The 17,114-nt window shown below is 64.6% G+C and carries 12 protein-coding genes; 9 read left to right on the top strand and 3 right to left on the bottom strand.

Going from position 1 to position 17,114, the window contains the following annotated elements; all coding sequences use genetic code 11:
- Positions 1–59 precede the first annotated feature (59 nt).
- The gene (locus G404_RS0102335) at positions 60–869 is read left to right on the top strand and encodes a class I SAM-dependent methyltransferase (RefSeq protein WP_028639658.1); all 810 of its coding nucleotides are present in this window, start codon (positions 60–62) and stop codon (positions 867–869) included.
- A gap of 45 nt (positions 870–914) precedes the next feature.
- On the opposite strand, the gene mdlC is transcribed toward G404_RS0102335, so the two are convergent.
- Positions 915–2,471, bottom strand: coding sequence for a benzoylformate decarboxylase (gene mdlC, locus G404_RS0102340; protein WP_036520039.1), 1,557 nt, complete (start codon positions 2,469–2,471; stop codon positions 915–917).
- Between the two features lie 178 nt (positions 2,472–2,649).
- On the opposite strand from mdlC, the gene G404_RS0102345 reads away from it, so the two are divergent.
- Positions 2,650–2,997, top strand: a complete 348-nt coding sequence (locus tag G404_RS0102345; RefSeq protein WP_028639660.1) for a RidA family protein — start codon at positions 2,650–2,652, stop codon at positions 2,995–2,997.
- A gap of 87 nt (positions 2,998–3,084) precedes the next feature.
- Here the strand turns inward: G404_RS0102345 and G404_RS0102350 are convergent, their stop codons facing one another.
- On the bottom strand, positions 3,085–5,475 hold the full coding sequence (locus G404_RS0102350; RefSeq protein WP_028639661.1) for a TonB-dependent receptor: 2,391 nt from the start codon (positions 5,473–5,475) through the stop codon (positions 3,085–3,087).
- Positions 5,476–5,882: 407 nt separating this feature from the next.
- Between G404_RS0102350 and G404_RS0102355 the strand changes: the two genes are divergently transcribed.
- From G404_RS0102355 to G404_RS17800, 5 genes are all read left to right on the top strand, one after another.
- Positions 5,883–7,883, top strand: coding sequence for an alpha-glucosidase (locus G404_RS0102355; RefSeq protein ID WP_028639662.1), 2,001 nt, complete (start codon positions 5,883–5,885; stop codon positions 7,881–7,883).
- Positions 7,880–8,893 (top strand): LacI family DNA-binding transcriptional regulator, encoded by a 1,014-nt coding sequence (locus tag G404_RS0102360; RefSeq protein ID WP_028639663.1) that lies wholly within the window; start codon positions 7,880–7,882, stop codon positions 8,891–8,893. Before G404_RS0102355 ends, G404_RS0102360 begins: the two co-directional genes overlap by 4 nt.
- Complete coding sequence (locus G404_RS0102365; RefSeq protein WP_028639664.1) at positions 8,890–9,804, top strand: aldo/keto reductase; 915 nt, start codon at positions 8,890–8,892, stop codon at positions 9,802–9,804. Before G404_RS0102360 ends, G404_RS0102365 begins: the two co-directional genes overlap by 4 nt.
- Positions 9,801–10,901, top strand: a complete 1,101-nt coding sequence (locus G404_RS0102370) for an LLM class flavin-dependent oxidoreductase (RefSeq protein ID WP_028639665.1) — start codon at positions 9,801–9,803, stop codon at positions 10,899–10,901. The genes G404_RS0102365 and G404_RS0102370 overlap by 4 nt, the downstream gene beginning before the upstream one ends.
- Positions 10,902–10,978: 77 nt before the next feature.
- On the top strand, positions 10,979–11,803 hold the full coding sequence (locus G404_RS17800; RefSeq protein WP_211230711.1) for an alpha/beta hydrolase: 825 nt from the start codon (positions 10,979–10,981) through the stop codon (positions 11,801–11,803).
- Between the two features lie 27 nt (positions 11,804–11,830).
- On the opposite strand, the gene G404_RS0102380 is transcribed toward G404_RS17800, so the two are convergent.
- Positions 11,831–13,054: an MFS transporter gene (locus G404_RS0102380; protein ID WP_028639666.1), complete on the bottom strand. Its 1,224-nt coding sequence runs from the start codon at positions 13,052–13,054 to the stop codon at positions 11,831–11,833.
- Positions 13,055–13,187: 133 nt separating this feature from the next.
- On the opposite strand from G404_RS0102380, the gene G404_RS0102385 reads away from it, so the two are divergent.
- Positions 13,188–14,279, top strand: coding sequence for a YeiH family protein (locus G404_RS0102385; RefSeq protein ID WP_028639667.1), 1,092 nt, complete (start codon positions 13,188–13,190; stop codon positions 14,277–14,279).
- 178 nt (positions 14,280–14,457) lie between these two features.
- Positions 14,458–17,103, top strand: coding sequence for a TonB-dependent receptor (locus tag G404_RS0102390; protein WP_028639668.1), 2,646 nt, complete (start codon positions 14,458–14,460; stop codon positions 17,101–17,103).
- Positions 17,104–17,114: the final 11 nt, after the last annotated feature.

The raw sequence follows: 17,114 nt of genomic DNA on the forward strand, positions 1-17,114 counted from the left end.
CCGCGCGGCGTGCTAGTTTCACCTGCAATCGCCTGCCCTGTTTTCGAAAGGTCCCCTTCATGCGCGCCCGTATTCTTGCATCGGGGCTGTTTGCCTCGCTTGCCCTTGCCACTGTGGCCACCGCGCCGCTTGCCGCCAAAAGCACATCCGACATCACCGCCGCCGTGGCCGACCCCCACCGTACCGAGGCCGAACGCCACCGCGATCCATATCGCCACCCGGTACAGACCCTGGAATTTTTCGGGGTCCGCGCCGATCAGACCCTGGTTGAATTCAATCCCGGCGGCGGTTGGTACACCGCCATTCTTGCGCCGATGCTGGCGCCGCACGGCCATTACATCGGTCTGGTCGTGCATGGCGAAAAGAGCGAGGCTTCGCTGGCCAAACTGATCGCCGCGGGCGGCGATCGTTATCACGGGGCGACCGCAGCAACGCTTGATCCTGCCACCGGGTCTTCGACCGTGCCCGACAATTCGGCCGATGTGGTGGTGACATTCCGCAATGTGCACAACCTGATCTTTGCCGGTGGCACGACGCCCGACGGGGCGTTCAAGGCGTTTTATCGCATGCTCAAGCCCGGCGGCGTGCTGGGCGTGGTCGACCACCATCTGCCCGAGACGATGGACAGCGCGCTTGAAAAGAAAAGCGGTTACCTGAAGCGTTCGACCGTGATCCGCCTGGCCGAAGCAGCCGGTTTCAAACTGGCAGGCGAAACCGCGATCAACGCCAACCCCGCCGACACCCACGATTGGCCCGAAGGCGTATGGACCCTGCCGCCGGTTCTGCAACTGGGCGACAAGGACAAGGCCAAGTACCTTGCCATCGGCGAAAGCGATCGGATGACCTTGAAATTCGTCAAGCCCCGGTGATCGCCTGATCAAGCACCCCTGTGGCGCCGCGGTGCCACAGCGGGATCAGACGATCATCATTTCGACGAGTGTCGGCCCGGTCTGCGCAAACGACCAGCGCAGCGCGGGCCCGACACCATCGGGTTCCCCAACCTTTTGGGCCGGGATGCCCTGGGCCGTGGCCAACCCGCAAAAGTCGATCCCCGACAGATCTGTTCCCGCGACGCTGTGCATCCCGAACAGGCGGCCAAAGCCGCGCAACGCCTCGTACCGGCGATTGTTGAGAATGATAAAGCTGATCGGCAGGCCAAGCTGCCCCGCGCTCCACAGCCCCTGGATTGCATACATCGCCGAACCGTCGCCCAGCACCGCGATCACGCGCCGGTCGGGCCTGGCCAGTGCCATGCCCACGCTGGCGGGCAGGCCATGGCCCAGGCCGCCGCTGGCGCACGTATAGAACGTGTCGGGCACGGTGATCGGCAGATGATCGTGCATCGGTCCGCGCGCGGTCGGCGCTTCTTCCACCACGATCGACCCTGCGGGACGCAGCGCGGCCAGATGGTCGAACACCAGCCGGTCGGTCAGGATCGCCCGATCGGGCGCCGCCGCCGCCGCGCGTGGCGCGATCGCGGTGCGCGGCGCCGGCTCCGGCCCCACCAGCAGCGCCGCCAGCGCATGATCGGCGTCGGCGACAACTGCCAGATCGCACGGCGCCCAGCTGACCTGCGCCGGATTGTCGGCGATGAACACGGTGGTCGCACCCGGCGGCAGGTGCGGCCCATCGCCTTCGACGTGATACAGGCTTAACGGCCCCCCCAGCGCCACGATCACATCGTGTGGCGTCAGCGCCGCCACGATCGCTTCGCGCCGCGGATCGAGAAATCCGGCAAACAACGGGTGATCTTCGGGGAAACTGCACCGGGCGCTGAACGGCGCGACCCACACCGGCGCCTGGTGCCGTTCCGCCAGCGCGATCACACGGGTCCACCCGCCGTCGCGCGCCACCCCGGCACCGACCACCAGCACCGGCTGCCGCGCGCGCGCCAACACTTGCGCGGCCTGCGCCAGCAACGCCGGATCGCCCGGATTGGTTGCCCCGGCCTGCGGGATATGCACCGGTTCACAAGGCCTGTCCCAGTCATCGACCGGGATCGACACAAAGGTCGGCCCGCGCGGCGGCTGCATCGCCACGATGTAGGCGCGCGCGATGGCCGCAGGCACGTCTTCGGCGCGTGCCGGTTCGATCGCCCATTTCACGAACGGCCTGGGAAATTCGGTGGCTTGTTCCGCAAACAGGAACGGTTCGAACGGCAGGATCGAACGCGCCTGCTGTCCGGCGGTGACCACCAGCGGGGTCTGGTTCTTCCATGCGGTGAACAGGTTGCCCAGCGCATGCCCGGTGCCGGCGGTGGCATGCAGATTGACCAGCGCGGCGCGGCCGGTGCCTTGCGCATAGCCATCGGCCATGCCCAGCACGACCGATTCCTGCAGGCCCAGGATATAGCGGAAATCCGCTGGCAAATCGCGTAGCAGCGGCAGTTCGGTGCTACCCGGATTGCCGAATATCGTGGTCATGCGCAAGGCGCGCAGCACAGCCAGGGTTGCAGTTTGTACGTTGGGCATCAGCTCTCGAATTTCAGGGTTTGGTTGCGCGCCGACGATGCAACACAAAACCACCGAACGCTATCGCAAATAGCCATATGCCACGCCGGCAACCATGGCCGGTTCGCGCAAAGCCGCGTGCAATCGCGGCAATTTTCGTCAACAAGGCACCGGCACACGCACCAACAAGGAGACCACAATGACCATTACCCGCATCGATCAGGGGCCCCGCATGAGCCAGGCCGTGGTCCACGGCGGCACCGTTTATCTGGCCGGGCAAGTCGGTGCGCCAGGCGCGACCGTGACCGAACAGACCCGGGCCGTGCTGGCCGCGATCGACGCGCTGCTGGCGCGCACCGGCAGCGACAAGGACCACCTGCTGACCGCCACGATCTGGCTGGCCGACATGGCGGATTTTGGCGAAATGAATGCAGTGTGGGACGGCTGGATCGCCGGGCACCCCGCCCCGGCACGCGCCACTTCCGAAGGCAAGCTGGCCACGCCCGACTTCAAGGTGGAAATCATCATCGTCGCCGCGGTCGCCTGACCGCCGGTTGACAGGCGCCCCGGCCGCCAAGCGCACACAAAAGGGGCCGGCGCGCCGCGCCGGCCCCTTGTTCATGGCGTCGGCCGATCAGAAACTGGTGCGCAGCGTAAAGCCCCAGTAGCGATCGGAATCGCGCGGAATCTGATAAAGGTAAGACCCGCCCGGCCCACCGGTGCCGATGGTCGAGGCATAGTGATCGTTGAACAGGTTCTTGACCACGAACGCCAGCCGATAGTGCTTGGCCAGATCGACCGCGGCCACGCTGATATCCACCTGGGTATAGGCCTTGAGGATCTGGTTCTGGAATGCCACCTGCTGGGCCGCGGTGTTGGTCGGCGCCAGCGTGGAAACCTGCTTGTCGCTATAGGCGGCCAGCGCGTTGAATTCGATCCCGAACGGCAGGCCTTGCGGCAGGGCCGTATAGGTTGCGCCCAGATTGCCTTTGTTCTTGGGTGCAAAGGCCAGCGGCGTGCCCGACGCAATGAAGTTTACCGCCTGGGCTGCCGGCGGTTCCAGAAACTGGTCGACATGCGCGTCGGTGTAGCTGTAGCCGCCATTGATCGTCAGCTGCGGCGTCGGGCGATACAGCAGTTCCACTTCGGCGCCGCGGGTCGATACATTGCCCGCGTTGATGATCGTGGTGGTCACCGCGCCATTGACGGTGGTCGGGTAATTGGCCTGGTAGTTGTCGACCTTGGTGTAGAACCCGTCGACGTTGAAGATGATCCGGCCATGATCAAAGCTGTTTTTCAGGCCCACTTCGAATGCGTTGGAGGTTTCGGCCGAAATCGGCGCGGTGTTGAACCACTGCATGTTGAAGAACACGTTGAACGCCGGGCCCTTGTAGCCGCGCGAATAGCTGGCGTAGAGCATGTGGCCCTTGGCCAGGTCATATTCCAGCGCCGCCTTGCCCGAGACATTGCTGGCACTGGTCTGGCCCGTCCACGGCGTGCCGTTGAACCCGGCGCCGTTGGTAACCTGGGCTGCGGCAACATTGGCATCGAAGCTGGCCGCGATCCCGGCCGGGCCGCCTACACCGGGAAACGTGCTGCCGGTAAAGTTGTCGGTGCGCGTGTCATAGGCCGAAACCTTGTCATGGGTATAGCGCAGGCCCGTGACCGCGCGGAACGCCGGGCTGAAATGCCAGGTGGCCTGGCCATAGGCGGCAACGTTGTCAAAAGTCGATCCGAACACGCCCACGCCCACCGGATTGGCGGTGGTCGAACCGGCAGCAGGGCACGGGGTCAGGCCATTGGCCTGCACCGTGGCCGTGGTCGACAGGCAATAGGTATCCGACCGGGTATACGTACGTTCGGCCAAGGCCTGATAGTAGAACGCGCCGATCACATAATCGAGGAAACCGCCGGTGGGCGACGTCAGGCGCAGTTCCTGGGTAAAGGTATGCGCGCGTTCGGGGCCATCGTCATGGATCAGCGGCACGCCGACATACAACTGGTCGATCCAGTCGCCATCGCGCACTTCCTCGTTGTTCCACTGCCGCCATGACGTGATCGAGGTCAGCGTGTGTGTGCCCAGCGCCAGATCGGCCTGCAACGACACGCCATAGGTTTCTTCCTCGGTGCGGTTGGGCAGGCTCTGGATGCTTTGACGCGTGGCCCCGCCCAGCGCCGGCGGCAAAATGCTTTGCAGCGCGGCCTGGCCCGGGGTTGGCGAAGGATTGAGCGCACCGATCACAAAGGCGCAGCACTGGTCATCGGCCTTGCGGTAATCGGCGATCAGCTTGACATGCAGATTGGGGGTGACATCGCCTATCACCTGCCCGCGCACGCCATAGTGCTTGTAGCCGTTGATCTTGCTCTGGGTGGTTTCGTCCCAGATGTTGCCTTTGTAATCGCTGTAGAATGCGGTGATCCCGGCGCGCCAGTTATCGCTGATCGGGCCGCCCAGGCTGGCCTTGAGCTTGTATTCGCCGCCGCTGAACCCTTCGACATCCAGGTATCCGCCCAGTGTCTTGCCCGGCTCCCTGGTTACGATGTTGATGACGCCAGCCGACGAATTCTTGCCGAACAGCGTGCCCTGCGGGCCCCGCAACACTTCGACCCGGTCGATATCGTACAGATCGCCAAAGCTTTCACCCGCACGCGCCAGCACCACGCCGTCGAGCACGCTGGTCACGCTGGGTTCGGCCGCGATCGAAAAGCTGACCGTGCCGAGACCGCGCAGGAACAGCGCGGAATTCAGGCTGGTATCGCCTTTCACGAACGTCAGCGCGGGGACAAGCCGCTGCGTATCCTCGATATTGTTGGTCGACAATCGTGCCATCGCGTCGCCCGATACGACAGTGATCGCCACCGGCACTTTTTGCAGCGGTTCGGACCGCTTTTGGGCGGTAACGATGATTTCGGCAGGTGCGGATGCCGCGTCGGCAGCAGGCGCAGGTGTCTCGGCTGCCAGCGCTGGCGATGCCACAAGCGCCACCAGGGGCAGCGCGGCCAGTACACAATATGTCGATCTCATGTCGTTCCTCCCTGTAGGGACGGCGCGTGTCACGCCTGTCCCCGTGGTGCTGATCGGTTACCCGCTGGTCGTGAGGGCATTGCTGTGACGATCGTAATAAGTCAATTATATTTGTAGAGATTAATGCAAGGCGGTGAAATATGATAACACGCGGTGGGCCGGCGCAGGCATTCATGCGGTCGTGGTGATGGCATGCCTTTCATCCTCGTTGGCAGGACCGTCCCGGGCTTGATCCCGGGTACGCCGCTGCGCTGGCAGTGCTCCGGCGTAACGTCCGGGCCTGCACTTGCCTGTTGATCTGCCGCGCTTCGGTCGATATGTCAATCGGTGTCACAAGTGGTCTGCCAATTTCCCGCGTGGCGGACCCAATCCGCCCGTCCCACGCCGGACCCAACGATGGAATCGGGATGAAACTGCGTCTGGAAGCCACGAAGTCGGGATTTGCACTGGTGCTTGCGGGCCGGCCGGTGCTGATTCACGATCGTGTCTGTCCAGCGGTGACAGTTGCCTGTGGCGCGCCCGAGGTGATAATGCTGCGCGGCAATTACCGCATGACCGACGCGCCGCACGGGATGGTTGCACCGCGCGAATGGCGGCAGGACGGCGCATGTGTGCTGCTGCTTGATGGCGATATGCCGATCGCGCGCATCGATCTGGCCGACGAAGGCTTTGACATTACCGCCATCGACCCGGCGCATGACCGGATCCACGTGCGATTCCACGCAACCACCGACGAGACCGTTTGGGGCGGCGGCGAACAGATGAGCTATCTTGCGCTGAATGGCCGCACGTTTCCGATGTGGACCAGCGAACCCGGCGTCGGCCGTGACAAATCGACCGCCCTGACCCGGTTGATGGACGAAACCGCGATGGCCGGAGGGGATTACTGGAACACCAATTACCCGCAGCCAACATTTCTGACTTCGCGCTGGATCGCGGTGCATTGCGCCAGCACCTGTTACAGCGTGCTCGATTTCACCGATCCCGCCCATCACGCGGTCGAAGTCTGGTCTGGCACGGCGCGGTTCGACCTGATTGCCGCCGATGGCCCGCAGGACCTGGTCGGGCGTTTGTCCACGCGCTTTGGCCGCCCGCCCGCCCTTCCCGACTGGGCGATTGGCGGCGCGATCGTCGGGCTTAAGGCCGGGCTGGACAGCTTTGCCCGGCTTGACGGCTTTATCGCCGCAGGCACTGCGGTCGCCGCTTTGTGGTGTGAAGACTGGGCAGGGGTCCGCGAAACCGGCTTTGGCCGCCGCCTGTTCTGGGACTGGACATACAGCCGCGCGCGTTATCCCGACCTGCCCGCGCGGATCCGCGATCTGAACGCGCGGGGCATTCGCTTCATGGCCTATGCCAACCCGTATCTGGCGGTTGACGCAACGCTGTATGGCGAGGCCGCAACCGGCGGCCATTTGGCCCTGCATCCGCACGAAGACACGCCCTATCTGGTTGATTTCGGAGAATTTGACTGCGGCGTGATCGATTTCACGCGTGCCGCAACGCGCGACTGGTTTGCGTCGCGCATCCTGGGCCAGGAAATGCTCGATATCGGCATTGACGGCTGGATGGCCGATTTTGGCGAATACCTGCCCACCGATGTGCGCCTGTACAGCGGGATCGACGCGATGGAAGCGCACAACCTGTGGCCGGTGCTGTGGGCGCAAGTCAACGAACAGGCGCTGGCAGCGCGCGGGCGGCACGGCGATGCGCTGTTTTTCATGCGCGCCGGCTTTTCGGGGGTGTCGCGGCATTGCCCGCTGTTGTGGGCGGGTGATCAATCGGTGGATTTCACCCGGCACGACGGTATCGGCACGGTGATCACCGCAGCGCTGTCGGCGGGGCTGGTCGGCAATGCCTACAGCCATTCGGATTGCGGCGGCTATACCTCGCTGCACGGCAACCAGCGCAGCGCCGAACTGATGATGCGCTGGTGCGAACTGGCGGCCTTTGCCCCGGTCATGCGCAGCCACGAGGGCAACCGGCCCGACGACAACCTGCAATACGACAGCACGCCGGCATTGCTGGCCTGTTTTGCCGCGTGGAGCCGGGTCCATGCGCACCTGGCCCCCTATGTGCGCCACCTGTGTGACCAGGCCGTGGCATCAGGCCTGCCTGCGCAACGGCCGTTGTTCCTGCATTATCCCGATGACCCGGCGCTTTATGCGATCCAGGACCAGTTCCTCTATGGCGCAGATCTGCTCGTGGCCCCGGTGATCGATCAGGGCGCGTCCGCGCGCCGGGTGGTGCTGCCGGGCACCACGCCGTGGCGACATGTGTGGAGCGGTATCGATCATGATCCGGGCGAGGTGTTCATTGCTGCACCGATCGGGCAACCGCCGGTTTTCTATCGCCTCGACAGCGGCTATGCGCCGCTGTTCGAAGCGATGCGGGGAATGATACAGGAATGAGCGAACGCGCCAACATTCGCGATGTGGCCGCCCGCGCGGGCGTGGCGGTCAAAACGGTCAGCCGGGTGCTCAACGGCCACCCCTATGTCAGTGTGCCGATGCGCCAAAAGGTCGAACGCGCGATGCACGAGCTGGATTTCCGCCCCAGCGTCGCAGCGCGCATCCTGTCGGGATCGAAATCGAACCAGATCGCGCTGATCTATGACAACCACAGCCCTTATTACATGTTCCAGATCCAGTCAGGCTGCTGGGATTGCTGCAAGACGCACGGCATCCGCCTGCTGGCGCAACCGGTCGATGTCGCCGATCCCGATGTGGGCGATCAGGTACGCGGGCTGGTTGGTGAAACGCATGTCGATGGCATCGTGCTGTCTTCGCCGGTAACCGATTGCCCGGCGGTGCTGCGCGCGCTCGATGCGCTGGATATCCCGTTCGTGCGGATTTCACCCGGCACCAACCATGCGCTGACTTCGTCGGTGTTCATCGACGATGCGCAGGCCGCAGACGATATGACCACCCACCTGATCAACATGGGGCACCGCCGCATCGGCTTTATCAAGGGCCACCCCAATCATCCGGGCAGCGATGATCGCCAGTTTGGCTATCGCCGGGCGCTCGATCGTGCGGGCATTGCCTTCGAACCGCAGCTGGTGATGCCCGGCGCGTTCGATTTTGAAAGCGGGATGGCCGCAGGCGCAGTGCTGCTCGATTTGCGCCATCCCCCCACCGCGATCTTTGCCGCCAACGACGACATGGCCGCAGGCGTGCTGGCCGTGGCGCATGACCGGGGCCTGTCGCTGCCCGATCAGCTGTCGGTGGCCGGGTTCGATGACACGACGCTGGCGCGCACGGTGTGGCCCGCGCTGACCACGATCCATCAGCCGATGGCCGATCTTGCCCGTACCGCCACCGAAATTCTGATCAGCGGGGGCGATATCACGCACCGCCGTCTGCCGCACACGCTGATCGAACGCGCATCTGTTGCCCCGCCTGCAAGGATCATCCCATGAGTGTACTACCCCTGCCCCCTGCCATCCGCCGCCTGGGCGTATCCGTGCTCAGCACGTCGCCGATCGCCTGGGGCATGTGGCGCCTGGCCGACGAAGCGCGGAGCGTGGCCGAGGCCGCGCGGCTGGTCCATGCTGCACTCGATGCCGGGATTACGCTGCTCGACACGGCCGACATTTATGGTTTTGACGGCACTGCCGGGTTTGGCGATGCCGAGGCGCTGCTGGGCCAGGTGCTGCACGCCGAACCCGGTCTGCGCGATCGCTTTGTGCTGGCGACAAAGGGCGGCATCCTGCCGCCTGTGCCCTATGATCAAAGCCCGGCCTATCTCGACGCGGCGATCGACGCGTCGTTGCGGCGGCTGGGCGTCGATTGCATCGACCTGTGGCAGATCCACCGACCCGATATCCTGGCCCATCCGCAAGAGGTTGCGCGCACGCTTGATGCCGCATTTGCGGCGGGCAAGATCCGTGCGCTCGGCGTGTCGAACTTCACGATGGCGCAGACCGCCGCGCTCAACCATTTCCTCGACATCGATCTGGCCACGACCCAGCCCGAGATCAGCCCGTTGCGCATCGACTGCCTTGAAAATGGCGAGATGGACCAGGCGATGATGCTGGGCCTGACTCCGCTGGCCTGGTCGCCGCTGGGTGGCGGTCGCCTGGCCGATCCGCAACGCCCGCGCGACATCGCCGTGGCCGCGGCGCTCGATGCCTTTGCCGCGCCGCTGGGGATCAGCCGCACGGTCGCCGCCTATAGCTGGCTGATGGCGCATCCGGCCGGGATCATCCCGATCGTGGGATCGCAAAACCCCGCCCGCATCGCCGAAGCGGCCAGTGCGCTGACCGTGCAATGGACCCGCACGCATTGGTACGCGGTGCTGGTTGCCGCCAGAGGAGTAGCGCTGCCATGACCGCCAAGGTTTCCGCGCCGCAATGCGAAGTGGCATGGTTTTCGGCGCTGTGCGACGACGATTATGAATTTCTGGGGGTCAGCGACCCGGCGCTGAAATCCAGCTGGGAGCATTGCCGCAATATCGTGCTGCGCGCCGAAGAGGGCGGGTTCGACAATATCCTGCTGCCGTCGGGATACAGCCTGGGGCTAGACACCACGGCCTTTGCCGCGGCGGTGGCGCCGATGCTGCGCCGTATGAAGCTGCTGTGGGCCACGCGCATCGGCGAAGACTGGCCACCGCAACTGGCGCGGCGCATCGCCACGCTTGACCGCATTCTGGGCCCCGATGCCGCAGGCAGCGCGGGGCGGCTGAATGTGAATATCATTTCGTCGGACATGCCGGGTGAAACCATCGCCTCGGCCGCGCGCTATGCCCGCGCGACCGAGGCGATGCAGATCGTGCGCACGCTGCTCAATGGCCAGCCGCTCGATCACCAGGGCGAGTTCTATCGTCTGAAGCTTGATCCGCCACGCGTGACCACGATTTCGGGCAGATGCCCGGCGTTCTATTTCGGCGGGCTGAGCCACGAGGCGCGCGAATGCGCCGCGCAAGGGGCCGATGTCTATCTGATGTGGCCCGACACGATGGACAAAGTGCGCGACACCATTGCCGACATGACCGCACGCGCCGCGCGCCATGGCCGCACCCTGAAATTCGGCTATCGCGCGCATGTCATCGTGCGCGAAACCGAGGACGAGGCGCGCGCGTGGGCCGACCGCCTGCTGTCAAAGCTTGACGATGCCACCGGCGCCGCGATCCGCGAACAGTCGCTCGATGCCAAAAATTACGGCGTTCAGCGGCAGGCCGAATTGCGCAGCGCGGCCGGCGGCGACGGCTTTGTCGAGGACAACCTGTGGACCGGGATCGGCCGCGCGCGATCGGGCTGCGGCGCGGCGATTGTCGGCAATCCCGACCAGGTGCTGGCCAAGCTGCACGCCTATCAGGCCGAAGGGATCGAGGCGTTCATCCTGTCGGGATATCCCCACGCGCAAGAGGCCGACCTGTTTGCCCGCCATGTGCTGCCGCATATCCAGCACGGGCCGCTGGTGCTGTGAGGGGTTGGTTGGTCGCGGCGGCGTGGTTGGCCTGTGCGGCGCCCGCCTTGGCCAGGCCGGGCGACTGGGTGGATGGGGTGACCCCTGTCGCCACCCCGGCCGAGCCGCCGTCGATCGCGCTGCCGATGGCGGCAACGTTGCCCAATCGCGCGCCCGAGGCCTGGGCGCGGCAAGATGCGCGCGAGCGGCAGGTGTACAACGTGTCGCGCCCCACGCTGACCCCGATGCCCGCCAGCATGACCGGCACCGCACCGCAGGCCGCGGTGATCCTGGTGCCGGGCGGCGGGTTCCAGTTCCTGGCGATGGACAACGAAGGCTATGATGTGGCCAGCCGTCTGGCCCCGCTGGGCGTGCGGGTGTTCATCCTGAAATACCGCACCCAGCCGGTGGGCGATGGCATCGATGCCTACAAGGCTGCGATCAAGGCAACATTCCAGCGCGGCGAAGGTGCCGCGATGCGCGCGCAGATGATCCCGCTGGCCATCGCCGACACACAGGCCGCGATCCGCATGGTGCGCGCGCATGCGGGCGAATGGCATGTCGATCCCGCGCGGATCGGCGTGCTGGGCTTTTCCGCCGGCGCGATGGCGGTGCTGGGCGCGCTGCAGGCCAATGCGCCGGATGCGCGGCCCGATTTTGCCGGATTGGTCTATGGCCCCACGCAAGCCGACAGCGTGCCGGCCAGTGCCCCGCCGCTGTTCGCCGCCATCGCTGCCGACGACCGGTTTTTCGGACAACAGGATTTCAGCCTGATCAGCAATTGGCGCAAATCGGGCGCAAAAATCGAATTCCACCTGTTCAGCGGGGGCGGCCATGGCTTTGCCTCGCAACCCAATGGCACCACCAGCGATCTGTGGTTCACCGAATATGCCGCCTGGCTGAAAGCATCGGGGTACAACTGAAGCCTAGGCGGCAAGGACAGATTCCGCCTAGACATTCGCCAGTTCAAGCCGCGGCAGCATCGCCTGGATGAACGCCAGCGCGGCCAGATAGGCGCCGCCGCAGATCGCAAACATCGGCACATAGCCGTGGCCGTTGCTCAACGACCACCCAGCCAGCTCGATAATTGCCGTGCCCGACAGGTTGCCCGCCACCGCGCCCAGCGCGATCACGCTGGCAACACGCATCGCGGGCACCACATCGGCGGTCATGCCAAAGATATTGGTCGAAAATCCCTGGTGCGCAAACAGGCCCAGGCCGATCATCACCGCGGCGATCCACGGACTGCCGACGGTCAGCGCCAGCGGCATGGCCAGCACCACCAGCGCATAGAACAGCATCGAGGATTTGCGCGCGCCATTCACCGTAAACCCGCGTGACAGCAGTATCGGATAGATCCCGCCCGAGGACATCGCACCCAGTGCGGCAAGCGAGAAGATGATCGCGATCGGCCAGCCGATGGCGCCCTGCCCCATGGCAAACTGCCGGTTGAAGAAATCGGGCATCCAGAACAGCACGAACCACCACACGCAATCGGTCAGCGCCTTGGCCCCGATCACGGCCCAGGTGCGCCGGTCGCCCAGCAGCACGCCCCAGGCAACGCGCGCACGTTCGGGCACATTGCCCAGCGGTTTCAGATTGCGCGTGGCCAGCGCCCAGCCGACCAGCCAGGCAAAGCCCAGGCTGCCGGTCACGATGAACGCTGCCTGCCACCCGAACGCCAGCGCAAACGGCGGGATCAGCACCGGGGTCAGGATTGCACCGATATTGGGCGCGGTGTTGATCAGGCCGATCGCCACGCTGCGGGTGCGCAGCGGCAGGTATATTGTCGCCGCCTTGACACCGGCCGGGGTCGAAACGGATTCGCCCGCCGCCAGCACGATCCGCGCCGCCACAAACTGCTGCACCGTGCCCGCCAGCGCATGCGCCATGCCCGCCATGCTCCACGTGGCCACCGCGATGCCATAGGCCAGCCGCACCCCCAGCCGATCGACAAACCAGCCGACAAACAGCAGCGCACCCGCCGCCGCAATCTGGAACGCCGCGCCAAGATGCGCGTAATCGCGGTCGCTCCAGTGGAATTCAACCTGCAGCGTGGGCTTGAGCAGCGCCAGCACCTGCCGGTCGACATAGTTCAGCGCATTGCCGACAAACAGCAGTGCAACCAGCGCCAGCATCACGCGGCCGGCCGCGCGATCCGCCGCGGTTGCCATTGCACCGCTATCCCCGCTATCCACTCGTCCGTCTCCCGGTGCTTATGGCTTGCACTCTAGCGTTTCGGCGGGATATGAAAAGCGGCATATGACACCGAAGGACAGAGATCCTTTGCGCAAGGGCACGGACACAATGGCGCAAGGCGCGGGCATCGATTGGGATTCACTGCCGCATGGCGGGGATCTGTATGGCGAACTGCATCTGGCCGAAACCACCCGGCCCCCGCGCACCGCCCCCGCAATGTCGATGTTTCCGGGCCTGGCCGCGTGTGGCGTGGCATCGGCAGCGGCGGCGTGGCTGTCGGACCATTACCATTTTCCGATTATCCTGCTGGGCCTGCTGGTCGGATTGTCGCTGAATTTCATCGCGCACGATCCGCGCACGCACCGCGGGCTGGACTTTGCGTCGCGCACGTGTCTGCGGCTTGGCATCGTCGCGCTGGGTCTGCAGGTGACGCTGGCGCAGATCGGTGCGCTGGGCGTGTGGCCGTTTGTGGCGCTGCTGGCGGTGATGGCGTGCGCCTTTGTGGCCGCGATGGCGGGCGGGCGGATGGCCGGGCAATCATCCTATGCCAGTATCCTGGCGGGCGGCGCGACCGCGATCTGCGGGGCAAGCGCGGCGCTGGCGCTGTATGGCGTGATCGGCAAAAACCGGCTGAGCCAGGCGCAGTTTGCGCTGACGCTGGTGGGCATTTCGCTGGCCAGCGCGCTGGCCATGTCGATCTATCCGACGCTGGCGGCCGAACTGCATCTGAACGATCGCGAAGCCGGGTTTCTGATCGGCGCATCGATCCATGACGTGGCGCAGGCGATCGGCGGCGGCTATGCCTTTTCCGATGCGGCGGGCAGTTATGCGACGATTGTCAAACTGGCGCGCGTGGCGCTGCTGGCACCGCTGGTGGCGGTGGCCAGCGTGGCGCTGGGCAGTGGCGAGGGCGAAGGCAGCCCCGCCCCGTCGGTATGGCGGCGTCTGGCGCTGCCCTGGTTCATCACCGCGTTTCTGGGCGTGCTGGCGCTGAACAGCGTGATCACGTTGCCGGCCCCGGTCAGCCAGGCAGCACTTGCCGGATCAAAGGCGCTGCTGCTGCTGGCCGTCACCGCCACCGCGATCCGTTCGCGCATGGACCTGCTGATGCAGATGGGCTGGCGTGCGACGATCCCCGTGCTGACCGCCACGATCGCCAGCTTTGTCGCGGCGCTGGGCTTTGCCGTGGCGTTTCTCTGACACCCGGCCACCGGTTTTCTTCGCCAATGTGACGGTATCGTGTCGGGCAAAACGGCCCGCGGCGAAGCATGCGCGGCGGTGCCCTGTTGACATCTGATCCCGCTACATCATATTTATGTGATAAATCGGAATCAAAGATGAAATCGTGGGAGAACCTGCCGTGAAGCGCACTTCGATAATGATGGCATCGTTCGCCGGCATCATGGCCTGTGCACTGCTGCCCGGCACAGCGATGGCCGCAGGCGATGCCGCGCAGGATGCCCCGGCCGATGCCCCAGCCAAGGCGCAGGATTCCCCGGCCCAGGACAGCAACGCGATCGTGGTCACCGGCTTGCGCGCCAGTCTGCGCGATGCGTTGCAGGCCAAGCGGATCAACACGCTGGTGGTCGACACGATTTCGTCAAAGGATATCGGCGCGCTGCCCGACATCACCATTGCCGACGAGTTGAACCGCCTGCCCGGGGTCAACGCCTCGCGCGATCGCGGCAATGACAGCCAGGCTTCGGTGCGCGGGCTTGGGCCCCGGCTGGTGCTGGGGCTGGTCAATGGCCGCGAAGTTGCCACCTCCGAACCCGATCGCAATGTGCGCTGGGAAATCTATCCGTCCGAAGACGTGTCGGCGGTTACCGTCTACAAGTCGCAGGATGCCAGCCTGATCGACGGCGGGGTTGCCGCCACGATCGACATCCGCACGCTGCGCCCGCTCGATTATGTCGGATCGCCGCTGACCGTGCGCGCCGGTGCGCAATACAACGACGGCGGCAAGGATATCCCCGGCTACAGCCGGTGGGGCACCCGCGGCAGCCTGCAATATGTGGCCAAGCTGACCGATACCTTTGCACTGGCCGCAGGCGGCAGCTATCAGCAACAGCGCAACGGCAAAGTGTCGTTCCAGGGCTGGGGCTATAACGAAGCCAACACCAACGGCGACAGTGCGCCGGTGTATAACGGCAGCCCGGTCAACGCCCCCTATGGCGCGCAGACCGAAGTCGATGCCACCACCGAAACCCGCTGGAGCGCCACCGGCGCGATGCAGTGGAAGCCCGATGCCGATTGGGATATCAACGCCGACATCCTGTATTCAGACGTAAAAATCGCCGAGCCGCAGTTCCAGCAATGGTATGGCAATGCCAATGGCTGGGGCGATTATGGCGGCACCATCGGCGCGCCGGGCGATATCTATCAGCCGGGCCATTTCACGATTGCGGGCAACAGCATCGTGGCCGCCACGCTGAACAACTATTCCTCGGTTACCAACGTGATCGACGATTATTCCGAAGACAAGCATCTGCTGACCGCCGGACTGAACGTAAAGTACAGCCACGATGACACCACGATCAAGCTTGACGGGTCTTATTCGCAGGCCGCGCGCACCAATGCCTATTACGCGGCGCAATCGCAGGTCTATCCGCAGACGGTATCGTTCAACACCGCCGCCGGCGTCCTGCCCAGCGTGATCGAAAGCGGCGACCCCGCCCTGCCCGCCAGCCAGAATTTCACCATGACCGGCGACACCGGGCCGCAACGGCTGGTCGACAGCCTGGGTGCGTTTCAGTTCGATGTGTATCACCGCCTGCACGACAGCCTGTTCACCGGCATTGGCGCGGGTGTGCGCATGGCCGGGCGCACCAAGACATTTACCTCGGGCTTTGCCACGGTGTCGATCAACCCCGGCACCCCGACACTGAGCGAATTCGGTGTCAACAACACCGGCATCACCGTGCCCAACCTGGTCTATGGCAATTTCAACCAGCTGGTTGCGATCAGCAACACGACCGACAGCGGCGACAATTCGCAATACTGGCGCGTGTCCGAAAACACCTACGAAGGCTATGCAAAGGCGGATTTTGCCGGGCAAGCGGGCGCAGTGCCCTTTGCCGGGAACATCGGCGTGCGGCTGGTCGATGTGGTTACCGGATCATCGGCGTTCCAGGGCACCACCACCTATGATTCCACGATCGGCGCCAATGTCACCAGTTATCAGCCGACCTATTTCACCAACCATTATTTCCGCGCGCTGCCCAGCCTGAATGTCAATTTCACGCTGTCGCCCGATGTGATCCTGCGCGCGGGCGTGGCCGAGGTAATGAGCCGCCCGCCGCTCGACGAACTGCGCGCCAGCACCAACCTCAGCTATTACCCGCCGTCCTATCTGCAAGGATCGGCCGGCAATCCGCTGCTGCGTCCGTTCATGGCGACCCAGGGCGATCTGTCGGCGGAATGGTATTTCCACAAGGATGCGCTGCTGGCGGTGGCCGGATATTACAAGCAGATCGGCACCAATGTCGGCTATGCCGTGTTTCCCGAAACGATCGCGGGCACGAACTATACGATCACCGGCCCGGCCAATGGCCCCGGCGGGCATATCGCGGGCAGCGAAGTCACCTTCCAGACGCCGTTCTACTTTGTGCCCGCGCTGCGGCAGTTCGGCATCTATGCCAATGTTGCGCTGGTCACGTCAAACCTGAAGGAACTGGCGCCTGTCAGCAATCCGTTTGCCGCGGTGGGCCTGGCCGCGTTCACCAGCGAAAGCGACCTGTGGTATTCGGGCCATGGCATCGACGCGCGCGTCGGCCTGAAACACCACAGCCCCTATACCGCGATCTTTGGCTGGAACGCCGCGCAACTGACCCGGCTGGAATCCGAAACCACGCTGGGCGCCAGCGTGTCCTATGCCCTTACCCGGTCGATCAGCGTGCGGTTCCAGGCCAACAACCTGCTCAACAAAGCCTCACGCTATTACTTCAACAACGACCCCAACCAGATCGCCCGCTACGAAAAATACGGCGTCAACTACCTGGCCGACGTGACGTTCAAGTACTGAGCCACCGGGCC

The sequence above is a fragment of the Novosphingobium acidiphilum DSM 19966 genome (assembly GCF_000429005.1).
Taxonomy (GTDB): Bacteria; Pseudomonadota; Alphaproteobacteria; order Sphingomonadales; family Sphingomonadaceae; genus Novosphingobium; species Novosphingobium acidiphilum.